This is a genomic window from Emcibacter sp. SYSU 3D8, assembly GCF_039655875.1.
GTDB lineage: Bacteria > Pseudomonadota > Alphaproteobacteria > SMXS01 > SMXS01 > RI-34.
Map to the genome: position 1 here is coordinate 591,590 of NZ_JBBYXK010000001.1, position 15,621 is coordinate 607,210.

Here is a 15,621-nt window from a genome sequence, read left to right on the forward strand (position 1 = left end):
TTTCGGCTTAACTGCGGCCATTCCGGGATTAACTCGCCCCGGGTAGGGCGCTCCGGTGCGCGGCTGCCTTAATTGCCGCGTCGAGGCCGCCGGGCAATCATCGCCGGCTGCGAAGCTGCTCGATATCGCGGGTTACGCTGCGCGATGCCATGACATATGCGAAGGCGCCACCCAGGCTGATCATGACAACCGCGACCATGGCATAGCGCAGCGACTGGTCGCCCACATACGGTTCGATGACGCTGCTTACCGTGCCGGTGAACACCGGGCCCAACCCCAGCGCAATGAGATTGTAGATCAGCATGTAGACGGATGCAGCCATGGCGCGCCGGCCGGGCGACACGAGTTCCTGGATGATCGCCCAGGTCGGCCCGGCGTAAACGCTGGACAGAAAGCCGGGAACGATGAACAGCCCGATGACCAGCCACGCATTGTCCGACAGCAGCATGGTGATCATGAACGGCGCGCTCAGGACGATGGCGACGGCCGGCAGCCAGCCGTTCCAGTGCAGGCCCCGCCGCGCCGCCAGCTTGGCGCAGATATAGCCGCCCAGAAAGGTGCCAATGGCGCCGAGTACGCCGGTCATGATGGAGATGACGGTACCCGCCTCGCCGGTCGAGAAGTCATGGTAGCGGATGAAATAGGACGGCATGAAGGTGTAGAGGCCATAGCCCGTCAGCCCGTAGAGCGCGCCGCCGGCGGTGAACCAGCGGATCGAAGGCACCCGCGCCATGTAGGCGATACTGGCGATGGTTTCCGCGACAACATGCGGTCTCGTGCCGGCCGCTTCGTCTGGATTGTACGGCCGCTTCGGCTCCTTGACCGTGAGCCAGATGCCGGCCGCCAGCAGCAGGCCGGGAATCGCGGCCGCGGCGAATGCCCAGCGCCAGCCCCACCATTCGTTGACCCACCCGCCGATGAGCAGGCCCAGCATCAGGCCGATATTGCCGCCCGTCGCCAGCAGCCCCATGGCCGCGGCCCGACTCTGGATCGGGAACAGGTTGGAGATGATCGACTGCGATGCGGGCATGGTCCCCGCCTCGCCCACGCCAACGCCGATCCGGGCAAGGAAGAGATGCCAGAAGTTCTGCGCGCCGCCGCAAACCGCGGTCATCACGCTGAAGATGCCGGTGCAGATGACGATGATGTTGCGGCGGCTGAAGCGATCCGCCAGCGCGGCAATGGGGATGCCCAGCGAGGCATAGAAGACCGCAAACGCAAATCCCGTGAGCAGGCCCAGTACCCAGTCCGCCAGGCCGAACTCCTCGCGGATCGGCTCGAGCAAGACGCCCAGAATCTGGCGATCGAGAAAATTGACCGCCGCGACCGCGGTCAACAGGATCAGGACGTAGTTGCGGCCTCCAACGGACCATGCGGGCTTTTCGTCCGCTCCGGCGGCTCCGGTTTGCTCAATAGTCGACAGTGTTCCCGAGCCTCCCCGCTCAGTCGGTGACAAGCGCCGGCGATCAGCCGGAGACTTCCCGATAATGACCAGCGGGGACAGGCCCCATGCCGCGAACTTTCGCGCCGCCGTCAGGCCGCAAATTCTTGCGGCGCCGTCAGGCCGCGTATCCGCGTCCGGCTCTTACGGTTGTAGGGTCTTTGCCCCAACGGTGGCAAGCGATCCCGCCCGGCTGATCGTCGGAAAGCGCACATGCACCGCCGTGCTTCTCGGTTTCGGTAACAGGCAATGATGCCCGGCGTCAGCGGCCTTGCTGCGCGCCGTCGTTGCCAAGCGCCCAGACATAGGCGGCGATCGCTGCCAGTTCTGCTTCAGACAGCGCGCCTCCCCCCAGGGGCGGCATGACGCTCTTGTATTCCTTGGGCGCCGGAATGCCGTCCCGGATGGCCTCGGAGATCGCGGCAACGCTGCCGTCACCCCACAACCACGTGCCGCTGGTCAGATCGGGTCCGAATGGCGTGCCCTTGCCGTTCGAGGCGTGGCAGCCGGAGCACGACTGCGCCAGGTACACATCGCGGCCCAGCACAATCTGGTCACTGGTGAAGCCCTCAGGCACGGGCAGATCTGCGGCGGCGGTCATTTCCACCGCGATCGGCGCCGGCTCGGGCGCACGCTCGAGCGTCGCCGCCGACCGGTCGCCCTGGAAGGTCACACGCCAGATCCGACCGCGCGTGTCTTCGCCGATGTAAAGCGCGCCGTCGGGCCCGACAGCAACGCCGGATGGCCGGTACCGGGCCTGGCCCGGTTCCTTGACCGCGCCGGCAAAGCCGTCGGCGAACACCACGAAGGGTCCCGTTGCCTTGCCCTTGCTGAGCGGCTGGAATACGACGTTGTAGCCGCCCTGGGGCCGGGGCGCCCGGTTCCACGATCCATGAAAGGCGATGAACGCGCCGCCTGCATAGGCATGCGGGAACATGGCGCCGTGATAGAAAGCCAAACCGTTGGGTGCCCAATGTGCGGGAAACGCCGCGACCGGCGGTTGCTTGTCCGCACAGGGGCCGACCGCCTTGCCGCCATCACCGCCATATTCCGGCGCCAGCACCAGGTTGCCCTGCTCGCCATCGTGGTAGCATTCCGGCCAGCCGAAGTCGGCGCCGCGCTGCAGCTTCAGCAACACTTCGGCGGGCTGATTGGCGCCCTGCTCCTGGGTGTACAGTTTGGGCCAGTTTTCGAAAAGCTGGTCCCGGCCGTGCTGGGTCGCATAGACACCGGTCGCATCGGCGGCGATGCCCACCGCATTGCGGATGCCCGTGGCGAAGCGCTCCGCCTTGGAAAACGTCTGACCCGTCTTGGCAGACTCATACCTCCAGATGCCGCCGCGCGTTTCCAGTTCGACACAGGGCCGGGCGCCCCGCGCACCGGCGGCGCGGTTCTCGCTCTGACAGGCGTTCGACGCCGAACCCAGGTCCACATAAAGCCCACCAGACCCGTCGATGGCGAAAGGATGCATGGGATGATCGCCGTCCAGCGGCAGGCCGGAGACGACGATCTCGGGCGCTGCGTCCGGCGCCATCATGCCCTGCGGAATCGCATAGCGCAGGATACGGTCGCTCTCCTCCACGAACACGGCGTTGTCGTGAAACGCAATGCCGGTGCCGCCCGCGCCACCACTCTCGGGAGTTTCGCCGAACCGCCGCACCACATCGGCCTTGCCGTCGCCGTCCGAGTCCCGCATCGCCACTACGAAACCGCCCGTCTTGGGCTGGTCCTTGCCGTAATAGGTACCGCTCCAGGTATTGGCATAAACCACGCCGTCCGGCGCCACCGCGAGGTGGCGGACATGCCCCATATTGTCGGCGAAGATCGTGGCGCAAAACCCGGGCGGCACGGTGATGCCGCCTGGATCCGCGGCACACGCCGCTGCCGGCACAGCCGTCGAAGGCCCCTCGGCCGTCGCCGGCACCGACAGCACGGCGGAACCAAGGGTCAAGGCGGCAACCCGCCCGGCAAAGCGGGCATTCAGGAACCGGCGTCTCATCAGTGAATTCCCCGAGAAAAATTTACCAAGGCCGACACTAGTCGGCCATGGCACACGGGGCAATCGGCGAAAGGCGTTGGCGTCCGTTGCAGTCAGGCCGTTGCGGAAACTATTGCGTCTTCAACGACCCAAGGATTTCAGAACCGCTGCGCCCGATGAGATCCTTCGCGATCTCCTGGGTCAGAACGCCCTGAAGCTGCTTGCTGTAATGCAGCCGCATTTCGCCGAGCGTGCGCGGCGCCGCGATGACGACCAGATGATCGATCTTGTGTGCCAGGACCTGGGTCTGGAGCCAGTCCACCACGCCTGCGGCGTGCGCATCCTCGGCCACCAGATGCCCGTTCGGATTGGCGGAACTCGTGTGATGATGTGTTCCGGCCGCCTTGTTGTGAAGGTCGAGTTTGGGAGCCGGCATGACGTCCAGCGCGGGATGCGCCTCGTCGCCGCTGTTTCTGTAGAGTTCAAGGTGTTCACCATCGATGACGGCGACGATCGTACCGTGGGGCAACTGCATCAGACCCTCCTTTTCAAATGGCATCGAACGGGCATGCCGATTGGGCTTGATCTAGAGAAATACGCCCCGGCTGGACGTCCGTCATGGATTCAAATCAATCAATCGGGAATAAAACGAAAGCAGGAAGGAATTCTCGCAGGTCCCTCCAATGATTACAAAACCGGCCCAGCAACGCAGTTGCCTGATACCCGGCCCGCCGTATAACAATAGTGTCCAATCAACATTGAAAACGGGGCCCGGCCAATGCGCGACGCAGTCATCATCTCTTACGCCCGCACGGGCCTTGCCAAGGCGGGCCGGGGCGGATTCAACATCACGCCGCCCATGACCATGGCCGCGCATGCGATCAAGCACGCTGTCGCCAAGTCAGGCGTCGAGGCGGACTTCGTCGAGGATTGCTACCTGGGCAACATTTCCCACGCGGCGCCGAACATCGCCCGTCTGGCCGCCCTGCTGGCCGGCATGCCCAAGACCATCGGCGGCGTCAGCATCAACCGCTTCTGCTCGTCGGGGCTGCAGTCCATCGCCATGGCCGCCAACCACATCCGCGGCGACAACGCCGACTGCGTGGTGGCCGGCGGCGTCGAGAGCCTCTCGGTTCCCGGCGGCGCCCTGCCCAAGGAATCGGTCGATCCCGAATTGCTGGAGATCGCGCCCGCCATCTTCATGGCCATGATCGACACCGCCGACATCGTCGCCGAGCGCTACAAGGTCAGCCGCGAGTACCAGGACGAATATTCGCTGGAATCACAACGCCGCATGGCAGCGGCGCAGCAGGCGGGCCTGTTCAAGGACGAAATCGTGCCGATGGCGACCCGGATGAAGGTCGTCGACAAGGAGACCAAGGAAGAGAGCATCGTCGACTATGTGGTCAACCGCGATGAGTGCAACCGGCCCGACACCACGCTCGAGGGTCTTGCCGCGCTCACGCCGGTCAAGGGACCGGGCAAGTTCATCACCGCCGGCAACGCCTCGCAGCTGTCCGATGGTGCTGCCGCCGTGGTCCTGATGGAGGCCAGGGAAGCCGAGCGCCGCGGGCTGGAACCCCTTGGCCGTTTCGTATCCTGGGCGGCCGCCGGCTGCGAACCTGACGAGATGGGCATCGGCCCGATCTTCGCGGTGCCGAAATTGCTGAAGCGTCAGGGCCTCACCGTCGACGACATCGACCTGTGGGAACTGAACGAGGCGTTTGCCAGCCAGTGCCTGTACAGCCGCGACCAGCTGGGCATCGACCCCGCCAAATACAACGTCAATGGCGGCTCGATCGCCATCGGCCATCCCTTCGGCATGACCGGCGCCCGCTGCACAGGCCACCTGTTGCAGGAAGGCAAGCGCCGCGGCGCCAAATGGGGCGTGGTGACCATGTGCATCGGTGGCGGCCAGGGCGGCGCCGGCCTGTTCGAAATCTTCAGCTGATCACCCTTCCGGCCGGGCCGCCGCTGAGGCTGCCCGGCCGAGCAAGAGGAATTCAGAGGTGGTCCTTGATCACTCTGTGAATGAATTTCATTTTCTCGGAAATATCCAGCGACAGCACAAACGGATAATAGTCCCTGTTCCCCATTGATCGGTTCATGGCGTTCATGGCCACGGTGATCGGCACCCAGTGCTCGACAAGCTGATCGAAGTCGACGACGTGATAGGGATCTGCCAGCTGAACCAGCGGCAATGCGCCATCCTGCAAGGGCTGAGGGTTCAGACCGTAGGCGTAGGCCGTTTCCAGGCCGCCGACCATGTGAAAATAATGCGCCCATGTTTCCGCGAAATCCTCCCACGGATGGGCGCTCGCATAGGCGCTGACATAGGAATTGGTCCAGTTCTGGGCGGGTCCGTTGGCATAATAGTGCTTCAGGGAGTCTGAATAGTCGCGGCGTTCGTCGCCAAAGCACGCGCGAAACATCTCGATCACCCCGGCCTGGTCGACAAGCTTGTCCCAGTAATAATGGCCCACTTCGTGCCGAAAGTGGCCGATCAGCGTCCTGTATGGCTCGCCCATGGCCGTCCGGTTCTTTTCGCGGATCGCGTCATCGGCTTCGGCGATGTTGATGGTGATCAGGCCATCGTCATGGCCGGTCATCACGCGCTTTTTCATTCCATCCGGATGGAACTCGTCGCCCAGCAATTCAAAGCGCAAGGAGCCTTCGGAATAGTCGGCTTCGATGGCCAGCGGTAGATTGAACTTGATCAGGGCGTAGAACAGCCGGCGCTTTGCGCGCTCCAGCCTGCCCCACCGCAGGAGCTTTTCAGGATCGGTGATGTCGGGGATTTTGACCGTGTGCAGACAGCTCTGGCACAGTCCTGCCGCGTTGGGCGTCTCCTGCAACCAGTTACAGCCAATGAGATCCCGGTTGGCGCAAAACAGATGCTCCGGCGCCACTGTGCCGGCACTGTCGGTGTGACCGGGCACGACGAGCACCTGATCGATCGAGGCGGCATAGCCCAGCGACGACGAGCAGGCCTCGCACCTGCTGTTGTCGAAGTGAACCTGACTGCCACATTCGGGGCATGAAAACCTGCGCAAATACATTCGCTTTCGGTAAGGAAGACCGCTGCACCTTCATGAAAAAATGCAAGGTCTCAAGAGTTATCCGGCGTCCCTGGGCCGCACTGGCGTTGCGCTGAGGGAGGCGCGCGGGTCAGGCCGCGTCTGCCCGAGACGTCCGACAACGGCGCCTGGCCCGATCTTCCGGAAGCCGCGGTCTTGCCGTTCCAGCCTATTGCTGGACCTGCAATTGAACCACCATGTTTTCGTTGGAGCTGCCGTAGCGCATGCCGGAAATCGGTGAGGCATCCTCGTAATCCAGCCCGGTCGCAACACGCACGTACCGGTCATCGGGCGAATAGCCGTTCGACACATCGAAGCCGACCCAGCCGATACCATCCATATAGGTTTCAGCCCAGGCGTGGGTGGCATCCTGATGCTGCCGGTCGTTCATCATCAGATAGCCGGACACATAGCGCGCCGGATGTCCGAGCAGGCGCATGCTCGCCAGGAACACATGGGCATGGTCCTGGCACACGCCAAAGCCGATCCCGAGCGCCTGTTCCGCGCTGGTCTCCGCACCGGTGCGGCCGGTTTCATAGGGCATGTGCTTGCCGATCAGCGCCGACAATGCGTGCCCGCGCGAGATGTCGTCCGAAAAGTCGGTGCCCAATTCCTCTACCAGGGCCTGAATTTGTGGGCCTGCCTGGGTGAGAGGCGTCGGTTGCCGGAAGGCCCAGAGCGGCATGAAGCCGCGGTGCAGGCCGACGACGCCGGAGGAATCCGAAACCTCGACCTCGCCGCTGCACCGAATGACGATCCGATCCCGGCCGGGCGTGACGCTCACGAGGTCGACAATATTGGCGTGATGGTCGGAGAAGCTCAGTTCCTTCTTGCCACCATCGATTGCGATGTTCCAACGCACCACCTTCTGGCCGTCGCGGTCCTTCGGTGTGAGCCGGATTTGCTGCAGCCCGTAATCGATGGGCGCATCGTATTGGTAGGTCGTCGTGTGGTTGATGTGCAGCAGCATGATTACCCCTGAAATCTGTAGTCGGTCTGAATTTGCAGGGCGAGTTTGCCGTTCTCGACAAGAAATCTTTCGATGAACTGATGCAGGCCTTCCTCGAATATCTGGTCGATATGCGTGTCCTTCACCATGGAATGGACAGACCGCACCCGGTCATTGGAAGGCTTTTCGACCTTGTAGCGCGTGGCAAGCCGGGTGAGATGGTTTTCCAGATTTGCGTAACTGAATGCCAGCGATCGCGGCATTTCGTCATTCAGGATCAGGAATTCGGCGATGTTGAGCGGATTTATGTTGGAGCCGTTCAGCCAGCGATAGGCGCGCTGCGCCGATACCGACCGCAAGATCGTTTCCCACTGGACCTTATCGAGCGATGAGCCGATCTGGGCGATCGAGGGCAGCAGCAGGTAGTACTTCACGTCCAGAATGCGGGCCGTGTTGTCCGCCCGTTCCAGGAAGGTGCCCAGCCGCGCGAAATGATAGCCGTCGTTGCGCATCATCGTGCCATGGGTCGCCCCGCGCACCAGCGCGCTTTGCTGGCGAATGACACTCAGCGTATCGGGAAGCTCCTGTTCCGGCACCGGCTTGTCCAGCAGCGCCTTCAGCGTCATCCAGCACTCGTTGGTCGCCTCCCAGACTTCGCGGGTCAGCGCCGTACGCACCAGCCTGGCGTTATCGCGCGCCTGCTTGGCGTTGGAAATGACGCTGGAGGGATTGGCCGGATCGCGCAGCACGAAATCGACCACATTGGACGACACGAAATCGCCGTGCAGCTTCTTGTAATCGCCCAGCGACCCTGACGTGGTCAGCACGGATTTCCATTCCGCAGCTGCGGTCGCAGAACGGGTCAGGGCGATCCGGAAACCCGCGTCGAGCAACCGGGCGTTATTTTCGCAGCGTTCGAGGTAGCGGAACATCCAGAAGAGTCCGCCTGCGGTTTTACTCAGCATGGCGTTACTCCTCCAGGACCCAGGTGTCTTTTGTGCCGCCGCCCTGGCTGGAATTCACCACCAGCGAGCCTTCGGACATGGCCACCCGCGTAAGCCCGCCCGGCGTGATCTCGATGCCGTCGGGGGACAGAAGCACGAACGGCCGCAGATCAACGTGCCGCGGCGCCAGACCCTGATCGGTAAAGATCGGGACCGTCGACAACGCCAGCGTCGGCTGGGCGATATAATTGGAAGGCTTGGCCAGCAGCTTCTTGCGGAACGCCTCGATCTCCTTCTTCGAGGCGGCCGGGCCGACCAGCATGCCATAGCCGCCCGATCCGTGAACCTCCTTGACCACCAGTTCCGGCAGCCGCTCGAGCACATAGGCCAGCTGGTCCGGGTCGGAACAGCGATGGGTCGGGACATTTTTCAGCAAGGCCTGCTCGCCGGTATAGAACTCGATGATGTCCGGCATGTAGGAATAGAGCGCCTTGTCATCCGCGATCCCCGTGCCCGGGGCATTGGCGATGGTGATCCCGCCCGAGCGGTAGACATCGAAGATGCCCGGCACGCCCAGCATCGAATCCGGCCTGAAATTCATCGGATCCAGATAGTCGTCGTCGACCCGCCTATAGAGCACGTCGATAGGTACATCGCCTTCGGTGGTGCGCATGGCGATCCGGCCGTCGGCAACGCGCAGATCGCTGCCCTCGACCAGTTCGGCGCCCATCTGGTCGGCCAGGAAACTGTGCTCGAAATATGCGGAATTGTGGATGCCCGGTGTCAGCACCGCGACGACCGGCGTGCCGGTGCACCTGGCCGGGGCGCAGGCCGCGAGCGACCGGCGCAGATTGGCCGGGTAGTCGCTGACCTTCTGAACCGCGATACGCGAAAACAGCTCGGGAAACATCTGCAACATCGTTTCCCGGTTTTCCAGCATGTAGGAAACGCCGGACGGCGTTCGGGCGTTGTCCTCGAGCACATAGAAGTCGTCGGGTCCGGTGCGCACAATGTCGGTACCGACAATGTGCGTGTAGATGCCCTCCGGCGGGTTCACGCCGACCATCGGCAGCAGGAATGCCTCGTTGGTGGCGATCAGCTCGACCGGAATACGGCCCGCGCGGAGAATTTCCTGGCGATGGTAGATATCGTGCAGGAAGGCGTTGAGCGCCCTCACCCGCTGTTCGATGCCGCGCGACAACCGGCGCCATTCGCGGTCGGAAATAATCCGCGGGATCACATCGAACGGGATCAAGCGTTCGTCGGCCTCATCGGTGCCATAAACATTGAAGGTGATCCCGGTTCTTCGAAAAAATGCCTCGGCTTGCCGTGTCTTTCGCCTAATCCTTGAAGGATCTTCTTTATCGAGCCACGCGCCGTAAGTGACATAAGGTTCGCGAACTGATTTTTCGTCGCCAAGCATTTCATCAAAGAAATTGATGCAACTCTCCTCTGGCATAGATTCCGGATTTTTTCCTGAGCAGGATGGACGCTCGGAAGTTTCAATTATACACGAAAGTTCCTGTGAAGTGAATGCGAACCATGCCCGGGGCCGGGATTTATGGGGTACGGTCCTCTGCAGGGTATGGCCGCTACAGATGATCGCGGTTATAAACACCGACAGCGTGCACGCCCCCAGAGACCAAGGCGAGATGTCCATGAATAGTGTTCCTTTGGGGTCGATCGTGCAGGAGATCGCCGAGGAAATGAAGCTGGCGGGCGACCGCGGCGCGGTTGCTGATTATATCCCCCAGCTGGCGTCGGTCTCGCCCTGGCACTTCGGCATGGCGATCGTTGACATGGACGGTGAATGCCATGTCGCCGGCGATGCGCAGGTGCCGTTTTCGATCCAGAGCATCACCAAAGTTTTCGCGCTGACCATGGCATTGGGTGCGGTTGGCGATGCCCTGTGGCACCGGGTCGGGCGGGAGCCATCGGGCAGCGCCTTCAATTCAATCGTCCAGCTCGAGTGGGAACGCGGCATTCCGCGCAACCCGTTCATCAACGCCGGCGCCATCGTCGTGTCCGACATCCTGCTCTCCCACTACGAGCCGGCCGAAGTGATCGGCGAGTTTCTTCAGTTCATGCGCATGCTCACGGGCGATGACAGCGTCGCCATTGACCAGATCGTCGCCCGAAGCGAGCGCGACACCGGTTTTCGCAACGTCGCGCTCGCCAATTACATGCGCGCCTTCGGCAACATCCATCACCCGGTCGACAAGACCCTGGGGGTCTATTTCCACCAATGCTCGCTGTCGATGGACTGCCGGCAGCTGGCGCGTGCCGGCCGTTTCCTGATGACCGGCGGGCGCAACCCGGACACGGGCCTGTCGGTGGTCACGCCGCAGCGCGCGAGGCGGATTCTGGCGCTGATGATGACCTGCGGCCATTACGACGGATCGGGCGAGTTCGCGCACCGCGTTGGCCTGCCGGGAAAGTCCGGTGTGGGCGGCGGCATCCTGGCGATCGCCCCGCGGATTGCGTCCATCGCCGTCTGGTCGCCCGGATTGAACGACCGGGGCAATTCACAGCTGGGCACCCTGGCGCTGGAGCGGCTGGTGCAGCGGACCGGCTGGTCGGTGTTCGGCCCCGGCTAGCCGGCCGCGAGCAAGGCAGCGTTCACCCCGCAACGCGGCGCAGGGCGCGCGCCCGCCGGCGAGCGCGCACCCCTTGGCCTCCAAGCCGGCAGGTGGTCAGTAGTCCCAGTAACCCGCCACCCAGCGGAAAGCCTCGCCGTCGACCGCCACCCGGCCGATGGACGGGAACGGCAGGTGAGTGGCGACCAGCAGCTCGCCGGTGGCCGCCGCCTCCCGCAGCAGACGAACCCGCACACGCACCGATTCCTCAGGGTCGTGCTCGAAGCCGTTGTGCCAGTCGGGGTGTTCGAAGCCCACCGGGAAGATGGCGTCGCCCAGGAAGGTCAGGCGCTCGCCGGCCGATTCCAGGCAGACCACGCTGTGCCCCGGCGTGTGGCCGCCGGTGCGGCGGGCGACCACCCCCGGCGCCACCTCGTGCTCGGTGTCGAAGGTCCGCAGCTGGCCGCGATATTCGTTCAGGAACTGTCGGGCGGTCGAGCGGAGCACGTCCGGCACCGGTGTCGGCATGTCGGTATGGGAGAAATCGGGCGTCGCCCAGAATGCGACCTCGGCCGCCGCCACATGAATCCGAAGGTCCGGCCGCAGCCGGCGCTTTACCTCCTCGACCAGCAGCCCGCCGATATGGTCCATATGCATGTGGGTCAGCACCACGTCGGTCACCGATGCGAGATCGATGCCGGCGGCCTGCAGCCGCAGCGGAAACTGCCCGGCCCGCGGAAAGCCGGGAAACTGTCCGCCCAGCCCGGCATCGACAAGGATCGTCTGGTCGCCGCTGCGCACCACCAGCACGTTCAGCGGCCAATCGAACAAGTCCGGCGGCAGGAACGTGTCCTCGAGCCACGCCGCCAGAACGGACGGGGCCGCATTGGTGGCCAGCGTCCCGGTGGGCAAAGGCAGCACGCCATCGCTGATCACCAGCACATCGAGCTGGCCGACCCGCAGTGCATAACGCGACGGCACCAGCTCGTCCGCGCCTGGCCCATGAATGAACGCCTCTATCGGCTCGGGCGATCGTTGAGCATAGTTTACGCGCTGTATCATGATAAATGCCTCCAGCATTTTGCGTCGTCACAGACCCGGATCGGATCGCTGTGACAATGCGAAAGGCGGCCATGACGATCTATCGTGCGCGAGGTCTGGCGGCCCAGTCGCAGCGTTTAGGCACCCTATCCCAAGGGTGCTGCCGGCCTGCGCCGGCGCACTAGCTGGACCAGGCCGCACATGAACTCGTTCCCTTGTGCGCCGTCCGGCGTGGAGGCGGTCCCCGTCGCCATAACCGCACCAGGGAATTTTGCTAGTGCAGGTAGGACTTGCATCGAACAAACTTGGATGGCGCGACAACGACAGGCGGCAGAAGAACCACGCCAGCTTTCATTCACCGAGTCCGGCCAACATCCGGCCAGTCCGCCCCTGTATCCAACCGATCGGGGATGTCTGCGGGATCCACCATGACCTGCTACATTTATGTCCTGGGAAGCGACGACGACCGTTCCTGCCGCACCTATGTGGGATGGACGACGGATCTCGACAGGCGGGTCGCCCAGCACAACGCCGGCAGTGGCGCAAAATCGACCCGGGGCCGGCTGTGGGTCCTGCTTTATGCAGAAAAACATGCAACGCCGAGCGCTGCGATGAGCCGCGAATGGCACCTGAAGCGGGACAGAAAGTTCCGGAAAATGCTTCGCCAGGCAGCAACCTGTGGCTAGCCTCTCACCGCTGCACGCTATCGGGGCGGCGAGCGGTTACGGTGGCGGTTACGGTGACAGTGCACTCAACTATCCTTCGGCTTCGGGCCCCGCTTGCCGGGCCTGAGCATGCGATTCGTCGCTTCTTCCAGCGCCGTGATGAACGCCTCGTCGCCGATCGGCCGGCCGATGGTCTCGGCGCGGCGCAGGCCGTCGAGCAGCGCCGGGTCGCCCTCGTCGGCGATGAAGTCGGCGAACGGCGAGAAACGCTGCAGCACCGGCGCCAGGGTGGTGATGCCGTCGTCGCGGCCGGACAGGTGCGCGTGCACGCTGGTCCACGGCCAGCCCTCGGGCCGCGCGACAAGCCGCGCCCGCACCGGATTGAGCGCGACGTACCGCACCGCCGCGCCCAGATGCGCCTCGTCCATGGCGACGGCGCCGAACCGCCCCTGCCAGAAATGTCCCGTCCGCCGCTCGCGCGCATGGACCGAACCGGCATAGCGCCGGTGCACCGGCGCCAGCGCGCGCCGCAGCCCGTCGGCGTCGGATGGCACCAGGATCAGGTGAACGTGGTTGGGCATCAGCACCCAGCTCCAGACCTCGACGCCCGCCGCGCGGCACGACGCCGCCAGCAGGTCGCGGTAGAGCGCATAGTCTTCGTCTCGGAAGAACGTCCGCGCCCGCCCGTTGCCACGCTGGGTGACGTGGTGCGGCAGACCGGGAATGACGATGCGGGCGAGACGGGCCATGGCCCACTATCGCCGCATCAGCGGCAGGCGTCAATTAAGTGCACTGTCACCGTAACCCTGTCACCGTAACCCACTGTCACCGTAACCTAGACCGTAACCTAGGCCCTGAACTACTTTTGCCGGACGAGGCGGGCGCACTTAGCCGAGGCGTCCTCGCCAGTCTCGGTATAGCAGAGGTCGAGCACGTCGGGGCCGGCGAGGGAGCCGGTGAAGACGCCGTCGGCGTCAACGACCACGACGACGCGCCCATCCGGGGTCATGCTGCCGTAGACGTCGGTGGTTTCATAGGCGCCAGGGGCGCCGTGGGACTTGACGGCCTTGAACGCGGTCTTCTGCTGTTCGCGGACTTCCATGATGAGTTCGTGCCGGTCCCAACCGTCCTGCGCGCCCACGCCGGCCTCCTCCCCCTTCCAGGTGCCGATGAGCGAGACCGGGTCGGCGGCGAACACCGGGGCAGCGACGAGCAGGGAGATCGTCGCGATGGTTGCGATCTTCATAGCGTAAGCCTCCGATTTGACTAGCGAGCCCCCATTTGGCGCCCTCTGATTCACCAGCCGCCGACGAAAACGATCAGCAAGCGATTGTTCGGCCGTCAATGAAATGGGTTCGACCGAGATGCTGGACTGCCTCTGACTGGTGATCCGGTTTCAATGCTAGTTCATGGTGGCCTTTGTGCCAATGGTAGCGCTCCCGATTTAGCTAGTGCGGGTTGCGCAACCAGGCGCCCGGAAATGAAAGTCGCTGGCGCTGGATGCCCCTGCAACAGTCAGCGGCCTCATGCCGCCCATAGCCGCTAGTCGCCCACGGTGGTCTTGGCCTGCCCCTGATCGTCTGTGGATATCTTATTATGAATGCGTGCCGGTTTCGAGGTCCGCGCCAATGCATATCTGCGGATTGAGAAGGCCGCTGAGCAGGCGAAAACTTCAACGCTAGGCGGCCGACAAATTATCCGAGCAAGCGTTCGAGTCCATCCCAGACACTGCTTAGGGGCGAACGCGTCCTAGGATCCACCAAACCCAGTTCATCGATCGTCCACTGCATCCTTCCGTAATTGCACCCTGCGCACGTTATCACGACGTTGCTCAACGAATTGTCCCCGCCGCGACAATGAGGAAGTAGGTGATCGTACTGCAACCACATGCATTGAAATGCCGCGTGCTGGCTCGCATTGGAGCCACCCCAGTACGCCTCCTCAGGGTAAATCCGGGTAAACGCTTTCCTCACCTCACTCCTGACAAGCGGAATGCCGCAGAAGCAGCAGTTGTAGCCGTACGTTCGAAGCACCGCCTTCTTCTCTGAAGCGTTTGGCATCCGAACCGGGGTTCGCTCACCTTTTCCTAAAAGTGGAGGAGCGTCGGAAAGCTGTCGGTAGCGAATATAGCGCCACTGCTCTGGATTAGACTTGCTGCTTCCCCACAACGATTCTGTCCAGACTCGGATTGGTGGCAGGTCCGCGCGTTTGATAAACTCGCCCGCCGCGCGAATTTCACCGGCTAGATGCGCATCGACCGCATGAGTCAAAAGGTCGGCAGCAATGAAAATCTCATCAACGGGCTCTCGCAGACACCTCCGGGGAGCCAGGAAGGTTGCATCCTCAGTATCAATCATGATTTGCCAAATCCGATTTGCTGGAAGGAAACGCAGTGATCATAAATGCAGTACCTTGTGCCGACGACCTGGATTTGCAGAATCTCCCGCTAATGTCTGCTGTTGCGGCAGTGGCAGGTTGACCAATATGCCCCTTCAGGGCGCGCAAAAACCGAATAGGGTCGGGGGCAAGACTTGGAAGGTGGCACTCAGTTTCCAGCAGTGCCGTACCGTTTCAAGCGTTTGGAATTCCCCTCGCATACCACTGGTCAGTTCGAACTGTCCTACATCTGAAAATTCTCAAGCTCCTGATTTAGCTCGGCAAAATTCTGCGTACTTTTTTGACGAAATACGGGGTGTGCAGAGAATGAGGCCTAGCAGAGAACAGCTCACCCCTACTGGCAGATCCGCGCAGTACGGACTTACATGGAAAAGTCAGGCTTTCCGCGCCATTGACGGTCCGGCAGAGGGCTCGGCCGAGATAGGTTCTGGGTAGGTATTGGTAGAGCAGAAGGGACTCACATCGAACATTCTCCAATTGCGCGCGGCAACGGCATACGACCGAAGAACCATCCTCTACCTTCCATTCCCCGCCATCATTCTGCTCGGCCTAC

Annotated in this window: 13 protein-coding genes; 3 read left to right on the top strand and 10 right to left on the bottom strand. The window is 62.9% G+C overall.

Going from position 1 to position 15,621, the window contains the following annotated elements:
- Window positions 1-97: 97 nt before the first annotated feature.
- The 3 genes from WJU21_RS02940 to WJU21_RS02950 form a co-directional block, all read right to left on the bottom strand.
- On the bottom strand, window positions 98-1,336 hold the full coding sequence (locus WJU21_RS02940; RefSeq protein WP_346321880.1) for an MFS transporter: 1,239 nt from the start codon (window positions 1,334-1,336) through the stop codon (window positions 98-100).
- Window positions 1,337-1,703: 367 nt separating this feature from the next.
- Window positions 1,704-3,440: a c-type cytochrome gene (locus WJU21_RS02945; protein WP_346321881.1), complete on the bottom strand. Its 1,737-nt coding sequence runs from the start codon at window positions 3,438-3,440 to the stop codon at window positions 1,704-1,706.
- Window positions 3,441-3,549: 109 nt separating this feature from the next.
- The gene (locus tag WJU21_RS02950) at window positions 3,550-3,954 is read right to left on the bottom strand and encodes a host attachment protein (protein WP_346321882.1); all 405 of its coding nucleotides are present in this window, start codon (window positions 3,952-3,954) and stop codon (window positions 3,550-3,552) included.
- A gap of 243 nt (window positions 3,955-4,197) precedes the next feature.
- Here WJU21_RS02950 and WJU21_RS02955 point away from each other — a divergent pair, with 243 nt between their 5' ends.
- Complete coding sequence (locus tag WJU21_RS02955) at window positions 4,198-5,370, top strand: acetyl-CoA C-acyltransferase (protein WP_346321883.1); 1,173 nt, start codon at window positions 4,198-4,200, stop codon at window positions 5,368-5,370.
- A 52-nt stretch (window positions 5,371-5,422) separates the two neighbouring features.
- On the opposite strand, the gene WJU21_RS02960 is transcribed toward WJU21_RS02955, so the two are convergent.
- The 4 genes from WJU21_RS02960 to WJU21_RS02975 all read right to left on the bottom strand — a co-directional run bounded on the left by WJU21_RS02960 (window position 5,423) and on the right by WJU21_RS02975 (window position 9,848).
- The gene (locus tag WJU21_RS02960) at window positions 5,423-6,472 is read right to left on the bottom strand and encodes a putative zinc-binding metallopeptidase (RefSeq protein ID WP_346321884.1); all 1,050 of its coding nucleotides are present in this window, start codon (window positions 6,470-6,472) and stop codon (window positions 5,423-5,425) included.
- A gap of 193 nt (window positions 6,473-6,665) precedes the next feature.
- Window positions 6,666-7,466, bottom strand: a complete 801-nt coding sequence (locus tag WJU21_RS02965; RefSeq protein ID WP_346321885.1) for a transglutaminase family protein — start codon at window positions 7,464-7,466, stop codon at window positions 6,666-6,668.
- 2 nt (window positions 7,467-7,468) lie between these two features.
- Window positions 7,469-8,410 (bottom strand): alpha-E domain-containing protein, encoded by a 942-nt coding sequence (locus WJU21_RS02970; protein ID WP_346321886.1) that lies wholly within the window; start codon window positions 8,408-8,410, stop codon window positions 7,469-7,471.
- Between the two features lie 4 nt (window positions 8,411-8,414).
- Complete coding sequence (locus WJU21_RS02975; protein WP_346321887.1) at window positions 8,415-9,848, bottom strand: circularly permuted type 2 ATP-grasp protein; 1,434 nt, start codon at window positions 9,846-9,848, stop codon at window positions 8,415-8,417.
- Between the two features lie 193 nt (window positions 9,849-10,041).
- Between WJU21_RS02975 and WJU21_RS02980 the strand changes: the two genes are divergently transcribed.
- A complete protein-coding gene (locus WJU21_RS02980) occupies window positions 10,042-10,986 on the top strand; it encodes a glutaminase (protein ID WP_346321888.1) in 945 nt (314 codons plus the stop codon).
- 96 nt (window positions 10,987-11,082) lie between these two features.
- On the opposite strand, the gene WJU21_RS02985 is transcribed toward WJU21_RS02980, so the two are convergent.
- Window positions 11,083-12,027 (bottom strand): MBL fold metallo-hydrolase, encoded by a 945-nt coding sequence (locus WJU21_RS02985; RefSeq protein ID WP_346321889.1) that lies wholly within the window; start codon window positions 12,025-12,027, stop codon window positions 11,083-11,085.
- A 407-nt stretch (window positions 12,028-12,434) separates the two neighbouring features.
- Here WJU21_RS02985 and WJU21_RS02990 point away from each other — a divergent pair, with 407 nt between their 5' ends.
- The gene (locus tag WJU21_RS02990; RefSeq protein WP_346321890.1) at window positions 12,435-12,692 is read left to right on the top strand and encodes a GIY-YIG nuclease family protein; all 258 of its coding nucleotides are present in this window, start codon (window positions 12,435-12,437) and stop codon (window positions 12,690-12,692) included.
- 65 nt (window positions 12,693-12,757) lie between these two features.
- On the opposite strand, the gene WJU21_RS02995 is transcribed toward WJU21_RS02990, so the two are convergent.
- Both WJU21_RS02995 and WJU21_RS03000 read right to left on the bottom strand, forming a co-directional pair.
- Complete coding sequence (locus tag WJU21_RS02995; protein WP_346321891.1) at window positions 12,758-13,420, bottom strand: transposase; 663 nt, start codon at window positions 13,418-13,420, stop codon at window positions 12,758-12,760.
- Window positions 13,421-13,530: 110 nt separating this feature from the next.
- A complete protein-coding gene (locus WJU21_RS03000; protein ID WP_346321892.1) occupies window positions 13,531-13,917 on the bottom strand; it encodes a hypothetical protein in 387 nt (128 codons plus the stop codon).
- Between the last annotated feature and the right edge of the window lie 1,704 nt (window positions 13,918-15,621).

Coding starts and splice junctions, on each gene's coding strand:
- WJU21_RS02945 (WP_346321881.1), bottom strand. CDS start 3,440: ATGAGACGCCGGTTCCTGAATGCCCGCTTTGCCGGGCGGGTTGCCGCC.
- WJU21_RS02950 (WP_346321882.1), bottom strand. CDS start 3,954: ATGCAGTTGCCCCACGGTACGATCGTCGCCGTCATCGATGGTGAACAC.
- WJU21_RS02955 (WP_346321883.1), top strand. CDS start 4,198: ATGCGCGACGCAGTCATCATCTCTTACGCCCGCACGGGCCTTGCCAAG.
- WJU21_RS02965 (WP_346321885.1), bottom strand. CDS start 7,466: ATGCTGCTGCACATCAACCACACGACGACCTACCAATACGATGCGCCC.
- WJU21_RS02970 (WP_346321886.1), bottom strand. CDS start 8,410: ATGCTGAGTAAAACCGCAGGCGGACTCTTCTGGATGTTCCGCTACCTC.
- WJU21_RS02975 (WP_346321887.1), bottom strand. CDS start 9,848: ATGCCAGAGGAGAGTTGCATCAATTTCTTTGATGAAATGCTTGGCGAC.
- WJU21_RS02980 (WP_346321888.1), top strand. CDS start 10,042: ATGTCCATGAATAGTGTTCCTTTGGGGTCGATCGTGCAGGAGATCGCC.
- WJU21_RS02985 (WP_346321889.1), bottom strand. CDS start 12,027: ATGATACAGCGCGTAAACTATGCTCAACGATCGCCCGAGCCGATAGAG.
- WJU21_RS02990 (WP_346321890.1), top strand. CDS start 12,435: ATGACCTGCTACATTTATGTCCTGGGAAGCGACGACGACCGTTCCTGC.
- WJU21_RS02995 (WP_346321891.1), bottom strand. CDS start 13,420: ATGGCCCGTCTCGCCCGCATCGTCATTCCCGGTCTGCCGCACCACGTC.
- WJU21_RS03000 (WP_346321892.1), bottom strand. CDS start 13,917: ATGAAGATCGCAACCATCGCGACGATCTCCCTGCTCGTCGCTGCCCCG.